The sequence below is a fragment of the Streptomyces solincola genome, assembly GCF_002982015.1.
Taxonomy (GTDB): domain Bacteria; phylum Actinomycetota; class Actinomycetes; order Streptomycetales; family Streptomycetaceae; genus Streptomyces; species Streptomyces solincola.
The window spans coordinates 1-10,601 of sequence record NZ_PVLV01000215.1 but is presented as its reverse complement, the minus strand read 5'-3'; the positions used below and the strand labels follow the sequence as shown (position 1 = coordinate 10,601).

Genomic DNA, 10,601 nt, shown 5'->3' with positions numbered 1-10,601 from the left:
GAGCAGCAGTCCGCCGACGGCGCCGGGGCCGCCAGGGCGCCGCCCTGCTCGGCGGGGGCGCCGGCGGCCCCGGCGCCGTCGGCGGACTGCTGCTCATCGGCCTGGTGCTCGCCGCGCTCGCCGCCCTGCTCCGCGCCGACCGCCGCTTCGCCGTCCTCGCCGCCTGGACCGCCGCGCTGGCCGCCCTGCTCCTCGCCGCCCTGGTCAACGCCTCCGCCGAGAGCTGGGCCGGCCCCGCCACCCTCGTCTACGGCCTGGCCCTGATCGCCGCCGGCATGCTCGGCGCGGAGGGCGGCCGCACCCGGGTCGGCGCGCAGAGCTTCGGCTGGCGGCAGCCCGTCGCCGTGCTCATCGCGCTCGCCGCCGCGGCCGGCCCGCTCGTCTCCGCCGCCACCTGGGCGGTGGCCGGCGCGGACGGCCCGCTGGAGCGCCGGGACCCGGTCCAGGTGCCCGCCTTCGTCGCCGAGGAGAGCGCCACCAGCAGCGACCAGCCCCGCACCCTCGTGCTGGCCGCCACCTCGCCCGCCGAGGTCTCCTACACCCTGCTGCGCGGCTCCGGCGCCCGGCTCGGCGACGCCGAACTGACCGCCGCCGGCGACGGCGACCCGCGCCTGGACAAGGTCGTCGCCCACCTGGTCGGCGGCTCCGGAGCCGACCAGACCGCCCAGCTCAGCGGCTTCGGCATCCGCTATGTCCTGGTCCGCGACGGCGCGCCCCGCCAGGTCAGCCGGGTCCTGGACACCACCCCCGGCCTCAGCCGGCTCAGCCAGGAGGACGGCAGCGCGCTGTGGCGGCTGGACCGCCAGGTCGCCCGTGCGGTCATCGTTCCGCCGGCCGCCGAAGGCCGGGAAGCCGCCACCGACCTCGTCCCCGTGCCCTCCGGCCCCGTCGAGGCGCACACCGACCTGCCCGCCGGCCCGGCCGGCCGCACCCTGCGCATCGCCGACCGCGCCGACGACGGCTGGGAAGCCACCCTGGACGGCCGCCCGCTGAAGAAGACGGTGGCCGACGGCTGGGCTCAGGGCTTCGAGCTCCCCGCCGGCGGCGGCCGCCTGGACCTCACCTACCAGGCGCCGTTCACCCACACCGCCTGGGTCTGGGCGCAGTGCTTCCTCGTCCTGGTGCTGTTCGTGCTCGCCCTGCCGGGCCGCCGCCGCACCGTGGACGACGACCTCCCCGACGAGGAGCAGCCCGCCGTCACCGCCGAGGACCTGGCCGGCGACGGCCGCCGCGCTCGCCGCCTGCGCGCCGCGGCCGCCGCCGACCCGCACCAGCCGGTCCCCGACGCCGGGTACGGCCAGGTCCCGCAGCAGCCCGCGCACGCCCAGTGGGACGACGCCCCGGAGCACGCCCCGCAGCACCAGGACCCGTACGCCGCCCAGTCCGGCTACGAGACCTACCCCGGCTACCCGCAGGCCGACCCCTACCAGCAGCCGTACCCCCAGGCGCAGTACCCGCAGCAGGGGCAGCCGTACGAGCAGTGGCAGCAGTACGACCAGTCCCAGCCCCAGCAGTACGACCCGTCGCAGCCCTACGGGCAGGCCCAGCCGTACGAGCAGCCGCAGGCCCAGCCGTACGAGCAGCCGTACGACGGCTACGACCCCCAGGCCTCCGGCTACGGCCACGGCCACGGCCACGGCCACGGCCACGGCCACGCCTACGACGAGGAACAGCAGCAGCGCCGCGACGACCAGCGGTACGACGGGAGCAGCGACCAGTGAACCGGACCACCCTCTCCCTGGCCGCCGTCGCCACGGCCCTCGCCGCCGTCACCGGCTTCGCCGCGCTCACCGCCCCCGGCGCGGACGCCGGCGCCACCCCGGCCGCGGCCGCCGGCCCGGCCGCCCGGCTGCCGGTCGAGCGGTCCAGCGCGCTGTGCCCGGCGCCCAGCGACTCCGACGTCGCCGACACCACGTACACCTCCTTCACGCCCCAGGGCGCCCCGGCGGCCGGCTCCCCGGACAAGCCGGGCGCCCCGCGCGCCGACCTCGTCACGGCCGTCAGCCCCGACGCCGCCAAGTCCGCGAAGGGCGGCAAGAAGCCCGTCGCCGAACCGCTGCTCGGACTCACCCAGCTCGGCAAGCCGGTGATCAAGGAGACCAAGGGCGGCGACGCCACGGCCCTGATCGGCAGCGCGTCCGGCGCCGCCGCCCCCGGCTGGACCACCCAGCAGACCACCGCGCTCGCCGCGGGCGACGGCCGAGGTCTGCTCGGGCTCACCTGCCCCGCGCCGGACACCGACCTGTGGTTCCCGGGCGCCTCCGCGTCCGCCGACCGCCAGGACTACGTCCACCTCACCAACCCGGACGACGCCGCCGTCGTCGCCGACGTGGACCTGTACGGGCCGGAGGGCGAGCTGAAGTCCCAGCTGACCGAGGGCGTCACCGTCCCCGCCCGGTCCAGCGTCCCGGTGCTGCTGTCCACCCTGACCGGCGGCGCGGAGACCGAGGACGTCACCGTCCACGTCACCACCCGCAGCGGCCGGGTCGGCGCCGCCGTCCGGGCGGCCCACGACGAGCAGGGCGGCGACTGGCTGACCGCGTCGGCCGACCCGGCCGCCGGCCAGGTGCTGCCCGGCATCCCGGCCGACGCCACCTCCGTACGCCTGGTGGCCTACGCGCCCGGCGAGGACGACGCCGACCTGAAGATCCAGCTCGCCGGCAAGACCGGCACGTTCACCCCGGCCGCCGCCCAGTCCCTGCGGGTCAAGTCCGGGATGACCGCGGCGATCGACCTCAAGAACCTCACCCGAGGCGAGGCCGGCTCGCTGGTCCTCACCCCGTCCCAGCCCGGTCGCAAGACGCCGGTCGTCGCCGCCCTGAAGGTGGTGCGCGGCTCGGGGGACAAGCAGGAGACGGCGTTCATCCCGGCGAGCGGGCCGGTGGGGGAGCGGGCCACCGTCGCCGACAACCGCGCCGATGGCGGCACGCTGATGCTGACCGCGCCCACGGCGGACGCCGAGGTCGAGGTCACCGCGTCGGCGGGGACGGCGGGCGGCCAGCCGGCCACCAAGACGTACACCGTCAAGCGCGGCACCACGATGGCGCTCACCCCGCCCGTCCCGGCCGGTCTGAAGGGCTCCTACGCGCTGACCGTGCAGACCGTCTCCGGCGGCCCGGTGCACGCCGCCCGGATGCTGGCCGCCCCGGAGGACGGGATCCCGATGTTCACGGTGCAGCCGCTCACCGACGACCGCGGCACGGTCGAGATCCCCACCGCCCGCCAGGACCTCACCGTCCTGACCGACTGAGCCCAGCGCCTCCGAAAGGCGGCCCGGCCCGCGGCCGGCCGGCCCTGCCCGTACCGGGGGACTGAGCGCCTCGCGGGGTCAGTCCTGCCCGTACCGGGGGTCGACCGACTCGGGCGCCAGTCCCAGCAGCTCGGCGACCTGCTCGACCACCACCTCGTGCACCAGCAGCGCCCGCTCGTCCCGGGACTTGGCCCGCAGCTCCACCGGGCGGCGGTACACCACGATCCGGGCGGGCCGGTCGCGCTCGGCCGGCGTCGAGCTGCCCAGCGGCACCGACTCGTCGGCCGCCGGCGGGACCTCCAGCACATGGAAGTCCACCTCGGCGAGCTGCGGCCAGTGCCGCTCCAGCCGCTCCACCGAGTCCTGGACCAGGTCGCGGAAGGTGTCGGAACGGGTCACCGAGAGCGGCACCTGCGGCGGTGCGACGGGCCCGCGCATCCCGCGACCGTGGCGGTCTCGGCGGCGCGGCCGCGGCTCGGCCGGAGGGGGCGGTACGGGACTGTCCATCACTACGGCAGGGTAGCCGTCCGCCGCCCACCCGGCCCGGTGCGCCGCCCGCGCCCCGCCGGGTACCGGACCGCCGTGCCCCGCCCCTTCCTCCCTGTCGCGGAGTGAACGTTCCGGTCACGGTTGGGCGCCTCGCCCCGGCCTCATCTGACCAGCCGACTCGCCACGATTGACCGAAAACAATCGATCTGGCGTCCGGTTCTCTTCCGTCCATCCCGTCCCCCGTCGTTCTTTCCGCTGGTCGGCCGGGCGCGCCGGAGCCGCCCTGTGGTGCGGATCACGCCGCGACACGGGCGGGTGACGCGGTGGGGAGTCGTCGCGGCCCGCTCAAGAGTGCGGTACCGTCCAACATCGTGAGCCCTGTACGTCGCTGTTCGCGCACCGCGTGCGGCCGCCCTGCCGTCGCGACACTGACGTACGTCTATGCCGACTCGACCGCGGTCCTCGGCCCGCTCGCCACCTACGCCGAACCCCACTGCTACGACCTGTGCGCCGAGCACAGCGAGCGTCTCACCGCGCCGCGCGGCTGGGAGGTCGTCCGGCTCTCCGACGCCTCCGGCCCCGCCCGCCCCAGCGGTGACGACCTGGAAGCGCTCGCCAACGCCGTACGCGAGGCCGCCCGCCCCCAGGAGCGCGCCGCCCAGTCCGGCGGCAAGAACGGCGGCCGCAACGGCGACCCGGTCGAGGTCGGCCGCCGCGGCCACCTCCGCGTCCTGCGCTCCCCCGAGTCCTAGCCCGTCTCCCACCGGCCTTACGCCTTCCGGGTACGTTGTTCCCCCAGTACAGGGCGTGCAGGGCGTGCAGGAGAGTGGGTCGAGGACATGACGGCTGATCTGTCCCGGATCGTGAAGGCGTACGACGTACGCGGAGTCGTGCCGGACGAGTGGGACGAACCGCTGGCGCGGCTGTTCGGCGCGGCGTTCGCCGAAGTGACCGGCGCGAGCGCGCTCGTCGTCGGCCACGACATGCGCCCCTCCTCGCCCGGTCTGGTCGACGCCTTCGCGCGCGGCGCGGCCGCCCGAGGCGCGGACGTCACCCTGATCGGACTCTGCTCCACCGACCAGCTCTACTACGCCTCCGGCGCGCTCGGACTGCCCGGGGCGATGTTCACCGCCTCGCACAACCCGGCCCGCTACAACGGCATCAAGCTCTGCCGGGCCGGCGCGGCCCCGGTCGGCCAGGACACCGGACTGGCCGAGATCCGCGCGCTGGTCGAGACCTGGCAGCAGGACGGCGCCCCCGCCGACGCGGGCGCCCCCGGGGCGCTCACCACCCGCGACACCCTCGCCGACTACGCCGGCCACCTCACGTCGCTGGTCGACCTCACCGCCATCCGCCCCCTGAAGGTCGTGGTCGACGCCGGCAACGGCATGGGCGGCCACACCGTGCCCACCGTCTTCGACGGCCTGCCGCTCACCCTCGTACCGCTCTACTTCGAGCTGGACGGCACCTTCCCCAACCACGAGGCCAACCCGCTCGACCCGGCCAACCTGGTCGACCTCCAGCGCAAGGTCCGCGAGGAGGGAGCCGACCTCGGCCTCGCCTTCGACGGCGACGCCGACCGCTGCTTCGTGGTGGACGAGAACGGCGACCCGGTCTCCCCGTCCGCGATCACCGCCCTGGTGGCCGCCCGTGAACTGGCCAAGCACCCCGGCGGCACGGTCATCCACAACCTGATCACCTCCTGGTCGGTGCCCGAGGTGGTCCGCGAGCACGGCGGCGCCCCGGTGCGCACCCGGGTCGGCCACTCCTTCATCAAGCAGGAGATGGCCCGTACCGGCGCGATCTTCGGTGGCGAGCACTCGGCGCACTACTACTTCCGCGACTTCTGGAACGCCGACACCGGCATGCTGGCCGCGCTGCACGTCCTCGCCGCCCTCGGCGGTCAGGACCAGCCGCTGTCCGCCCTGGTCTCCTCCTACGCCCGCTACACCGAGTCCGGCGAGATCAACTCCACCGTCGCCGACCAGGCCGCCCGCACCGCCGCGGTCCGCGAGACCTTCGCCGCCCGCCCCGGTGTCACCTTCGACGAGCTCGACGGCCTCACCGTCTCGGCCGCCGACTGGTGGTTCAACCTCCGCCCCTCCAACACCGAGCCCCTGCTCCGCCTCAACGTCGAAGCCCGCGACGAGCCCACCATGGCCAAGCTCCGCGACGAGGTCCTCGACCTGATCCGCGCCGGCGCCTGACGGACGGCCCGGGGGCCGGCCGGGCGGGCGGTCCCCCCGGTCGCCGCCGTGGCGGTCCGTCAGGCCCGCCGGTCTGCGCCGAGCCACGGCGCGGACCGGCCCCGGAGGTAGGCTGACGTGGCCCGACGCATCCCGCGTCGACCGGCACCCGGCGCCCCGCATCCGCGGCGCCGTGCCCAGCACCCCGTGTGAAAGGACCCTCCCATGCCGCTCGACGCCGGCCTCCTGGAGATCCTCGCCTGCCCCGCCTGCCACGCCCCGCTCGACGACCGCACAGCGGACGAGGATCCCGAGCTGGTCTGCACGGGCGACGCCTGCGGCCTGGCCTACCCGGTCCGCGACGGCATCCCGGTACTCCTCGTCGACGAGGCCCGCCGCCCCGCCTGACCACCTCCGCACAGGACGGCGCCGGCCCGCGGAACGACACGCCCCCCGGTCCGGTGAAACCCCGGAACCCGGGGCACCAGCCCATACGACCAGCCATCCGCGACCGACGCCGGGCCTCCCGCGACCGACGCCAGTCCTCATGGCCGCCACCGGCCCCAACCACCGCCACCGCCACCGGCCCCCGCGCTGGCACCGGCCCCTTGTCGCCGACGGCTGACGGCTGACGGCCGACGACCGACCCACGCCCCGTACCGCGACCGCCCGCACGGCGATCGGAGGCCCACCCCATGTTCGACGAGTCCCTGCTCGACGACCCGGACGCCCTCGCCGGGGCCGACCGCCGCGGGCTGCTCCGCGGGGCGGCCGAGGCCGGAGCGCGGGTCCGCACCGCGGCCCGGCACGCCAACGAGGCGGGCGTCTCCGCGCTCAGCCCCGAAGGCCGCCCCCGCGCGGTCCTGGTCGCCGGCCCGGGGACGGCCGCCAGCGGGGTCGCCGACCTGGTGGGCGCCCTCGCCGGAGCGTCCGCGCCGGTCACCCGCCTCCACCCCACCGGCGTCGCCCCGGCCGGCGGCGCCCTGCGCTGGACGCTGCCGGGCTGGGCAGGCTCGGTCGACCTGCTGCTCATCGCCACCATCGACGGGGCCGAACCGGGCCTGGGCGTCCTCGCCGACCAGGCGTACCGCCGCGGCGTCACCGTCGTCGCCGTCGCCCCGAGCCACTCGCCGCTCACCGAGGCGGTCGAAGGCGCGCACGGACTGCTCGTACCGATGGCGACCGCCCCGCACGAGCTGTCCGAGGAGACCCCCGCCGCCAGCCCCGGCGCCCTGTGGGCCCTGCTGACCCCCCTCCTCGCGCTGCTCGACCGGGTCGGCCTGGTCGAGGCGCCCGCGGAGGCGCTGCAACAGGTGGCCGACCGGCTCGACCGCACCGCCGAGCGCTGCGGCCCCGCGATCGCCACGTACGAGAACCCGGCCAAGACCCTCGCCGCCGAGCTGGCCGACAGCCTGCCGATCATCTGGACCGAGGGGACGGCGGCCGGGCCCGTCGGCCGCCGCTTCGCCGCCGTACTGGCCGAACTGGCCGGACGCCCGGCGCTGGCCGCGGACCTGCCGGAGGCGCTGCCCGCCCACGGCGCCCTGCTCGCCGGAGACCTGGCGGCCGCCGCCGACCCCGACGACTTCTTCCGGGACCGTGTCGAGGAGGCGCAGGCCCTGCGCGCCCGGGTCGTCCTCCTCCGGGACCGCTCCACCGGTGGGCTGAGCGCCGCCCCGGCCGCCCGCGAGCTCGCGCTGGGCCACGACACCACGATCAGCGAACTCGAGCCCGAGGAGGGGGCGACCGAGCTGGAGGCGTTCGCCGAACTGCTCGCGGTCACCGACTTCGCCGCCTGCTACCTCGCCCTCGCCTCCGGCCGCCAGACCTCCTGACCGCCCGACCCCCCCGTACCTTGCGCCCTCGCCCGCCGCCGGCCGACCGGATGCCGCCCGCGCCCGGCGGCCGGGCGTCCCGACTCCGTACAAGTCCCGTCGTCAGGCGTCCGTCCCGGCTCCGTACGAGCCCCGTCCTCAGGCGTCCGTCCCGGCTCCGTACAAGACCCGTCGCCAGGCGTCCGACCCGGCTCCGTACAAGTCCCGTCGTCAGGTGTCCGTCCCGGCTCCGTACGAGCCCCGTCCTCAGACGTCCGACCCGGCCGCCCGCGCTTCCGATCACCAGAGGTTCCGGCCAGGCCGGTGCGCGCAGCATCACCCCCCTCCTGTCCGCCTCCCCTCCTGCCTCCCCTCCTCTCTTCCGTCCTCGACTGCCCCGGCCCGTCGCCGTCCGCCGTCCGCCGTCCGCCGTCCGCGGGACCTTCCGTGATCACCCGCGGTACCACCCAGGGCCATCCCCGCCACACATCCGCTCGCGACCATGCCCCGACCCACAAGGTCCCGGCGGCACCCCCCACCGGGCCGCGCCCCCCTGCACGACGCGGCCGCGCAGCGCAGAACGCCCCGCAAGACCCCGAAGGAAGGCTCGCTCCATGGACCGCCTCTCCAACACCGTCCGCCCCTACGCCTGGGGCTCCCCGACGGCCATCCCGCACCTGCTCGGCGCCGAACCCACCGGTGAGCCCCAGGCCGAGATGTGGATGGGCGCCCACCCCGGCGCGCCTTCCCGGATCGTCCGCGGCGGTGTCGAGTTGCCTCTCGACGCGGTCATCGACGCCGATCCGGTACGGGAACTGGGCGCCGCGTCCGCGGACAAGTTCGGCCCCCGGCTGCCGTTCCTCCTCAAGCTGCTCGCCGCCGACGCCCCGCTCTCCCTCCAGGTCCACCCCGACCTCGACCAGGCGCGGGCCGGCTTCGCGGCCGAGGAACGCGCGGGCATCCCCGTCGACGCCCCGCACCGCAACTACCGCGACGCGAACCACAAGCCCGAGCTGATCTGCGCGCTCACCCCGTTCGAGGGCCTCTGCGGCTTCCGCGAGCCGGCCCGCAGCGCCGAACTGCTCGCCGCGCTCGACGTCGACTCGCTCAAGCCGTACGTCGACCTGCTGCACGCCCACCCCGAAGAGGCGGCCCTGCGGGAGGTGCTGACCGCACTGCTGACCGCCGACCGCGACGAACTCGCCGCCACCGTGCACGAGACCACCGCCGCCTGCGAACGGCTCGGCGGCGCCCACGCCCCCTACGCCGCCCTCGCCCACCACTACCCCGGCGACCCGGGCATGCTCGCCGCGATGCTGCTCAACCACGTGGTGCTCACGCCCGGTGCGGCCCTCTACCTCGGGGCCGGCGTCCCGCACGCCTACATCTCCGGCCTCGGCGTGGAGATCATGGCCAACTCCGACAACGTGCTGCGGTGCGGGCTGACCCCCAAGCACATCGACATGCCCGAACTCCTGCGCGTCGTGCGGTTCCAGGCCGACGACCCGGTCGTGCTCCGCCCGGAGGCCTCGCCTTCGGGCGAGGAGGTCTACCGCACCCCCGCCGAGGAGTTCCGCCTCTCCCGCTTCGTACGGGCCGAGGGCGCGGCCCCCGCCGACCTCACCGCCGCGACACCGCAGATCCTGCTCGCCACCGCCGGCGCCCCGCAGGCCGGCGAGGTGCTGCTCACCCCCGGCCAGTCGGTCTTCGTCCCGGCGGGTGAACCGGTCGAACTGCGCGGAACGGGCACGGTGTTCCGGGCGACGGTGGTGGCCTGACCACCTCCCCGGCCGCCACTGCTGCCACAATGTGCGGCCGTACGGTCCGCCCGGCGGGCCACCCTGGTGCCCGGCCGGTCCTCGGGGCATCCGAGAACCGACCCGCACCGCAACAACGAAGGGACGACGGCACGCATGAGCGCGTCAGGCGGAACCAAAGCAATCGTGGCGGCCCTCGCCGCGAACCTCGCCATCGCGGTGGCGAAATTCGTGGCGTTCCTGTTCAGCGGCTCGTCCTCGATGCTCGCCGAGAGCGTCCACTCGCTCGCCGACTCCGGCAACCAGGGCCTGCTGCTCCTCGGCGGCAAGAAGGCCAAGCGCCAGGCCACGCCCGAGCACCCCTTCGGCTACGGCCGCGAGCGCTACATCTACGCCTTCCTCGTCTCCATCGTGCTGTTCTCGCTCGGCGGCATGTTCGCCCTGTACGAGGGCTACGAGAAGATCAAGCACCCGCACGAGATCACCGACTGGTGGTGGCCCGTCGGCGTGCTGGTCTTCGCGATCATCGCCGAGAGCTTCTCCTTCCGCACCGCCATCAAGGAGTCCAACCAGCTCCGCGGCAAGCTCTCCTGGAAGGAGTTCGTCCGCCGGGCCAAGGCCCCCGAGCTGCCGGTCGTCCTCCTGGAGGACCTCGGCGCGCTGATCGGCCTGATCCTGGCCCTGTTCGGCGTCGGCCTCGCGATCCTCACCGGCAACGGCGTCTGGGACGGCATCGGCACCCTCTGCATCGGCATCCTGCTGGTCCTCATCGCCCTGGTGCTGGCCGCCGAGACCAAGTCCCTGCTGCTCGGCGAGTCCGCCGGCCTGGAGGACGTCCGGAAGATCGAGACCGCGCTGGTCGACGGCGACACGGTGACCGGCGTGATCCACATGCGCACCATGCACCTCGGTCCCGAGGAGCTGCTGGTCGCGGCCAAGATCGCCGTCCAGCACGACGACAGCGCCTCCGAGGTCGCCGCGGCCATCGACGCCGCCGAGTCCCGCATCCGTGACGCGGTGCCCATCGCCCGTGTCATCTACCTCGAGCCCGACATCTACCAGGCGTCCAAGGCCGCCGCCCCCTCCGCGCTCCCCGATCTCCCCA

At 75.4% G+C, this 10,601-nt stretch carries 8 protein-coding genes and 1 pseudogene; 8 read left to right on the top strand and 1 reads right to left on the bottom strand.

Annotated features, from left to right (window positions below):
• Together C6N75_RS15485 and C6N75_RS15480 are read left to right on the top strand one after the other, a co-directional pair.
• Positions 1 to 1,721: pseudogene (locus tag C6N75_RS15485) on the top strand (family 2 glycosyl transferase); the annotation flags it as partial.
• On the top strand, positions 1,718 to 3,250 hold the full coding sequence (locus C6N75_RS15480; protein WP_105869490.1) for a DUF5719 family protein: 1,533 nt from the start codon (positions 1,718 to 1,720) through the stop codon (positions 3,248 to 3,250). The pseudogene C6N75_RS15485 and the gene C6N75_RS15480, both read left to right, overlap by 4 nt.
• Positions 3,251 to 3,328: 78 nt before the next feature.
• On the opposite strand, the gene C6N75_RS15475 is transcribed toward C6N75_RS15480, so the two are convergent.
• The gene (locus C6N75_RS15475; RefSeq protein ID WP_105869489.1) at positions 3,329 to 3,757 is read right to left on the bottom strand and encodes a metallopeptidase family protein; all 429 of its coding nucleotides are present in this window, start codon (positions 3,755 to 3,757) and stop codon (positions 3,329 to 3,331) included.
• A gap of 305 nt (positions 3,758 to 4,062) precedes the next feature.
• On the opposite strand from C6N75_RS15475, the gene C6N75_RS15470 reads away from it, so the two are divergent.
• The 6 genes from C6N75_RS15470 to C6N75_RS15445 form a co-directional block, all read left to right on the top strand.
• Positions 4,063 to 4,491, top strand: coding sequence for a DUF3499 domain-containing protein (locus tag C6N75_RS15470; protein ID WP_105869488.1), 429 nt, complete (start codon positions 4,063 to 4,065; stop codon positions 4,489 to 4,491).
• 87 nt (positions 4,492 to 4,578) lie between these two features.
• On the top strand, positions 4,579 to 5,946 hold the full coding sequence (locus tag C6N75_RS15465) for a phosphomannomutase/phosphoglucomutase (RefSeq protein WP_105869487.1): 1,368 nt from the start codon (positions 4,579 to 4,581) through the stop codon (positions 5,944 to 5,946).
• 204 nt (positions 5,947 to 6,150) lie between these two features.
• Positions 6,151 to 6,333, top strand: coding sequence for a Trm112 family protein (locus tag C6N75_RS15460; RefSeq protein WP_105869486.1), 183 nt, complete (start codon positions 6,151 to 6,153; stop codon positions 6,331 to 6,333).
• A 287-nt stretch (positions 6,334 to 6,620) separates the two neighbouring features.
• Entirely contained in the window at positions 6,621 to 7,760 is a 1,140-nt protein-coding gene (locus tag C6N75_RS15455; protein WP_105869485.1) for an SIS domain-containing protein, read from the top strand.
• Between the two features lie 593 nt (positions 7,761 to 8,353).
• Positions 8,354 to 9,517 (top strand): mannose-6-phosphate isomerase, class I, encoded by a 1,164-nt coding sequence (gene manA / locus C6N75_RS15450; protein WP_105869484.1) that lies wholly within the window; start codon positions 8,354 to 8,356, stop codon positions 9,515 to 9,517.
• A 135-nt stretch (positions 9,518 to 9,652) separates the two neighbouring features.
• The coding region (locus C6N75_RS15445) for a cation diffusion facilitator family transporter (protein ID WP_105869491.1) at positions 9,653 to 10,601 on the top strand (949 nt) is incomplete at its 3' end.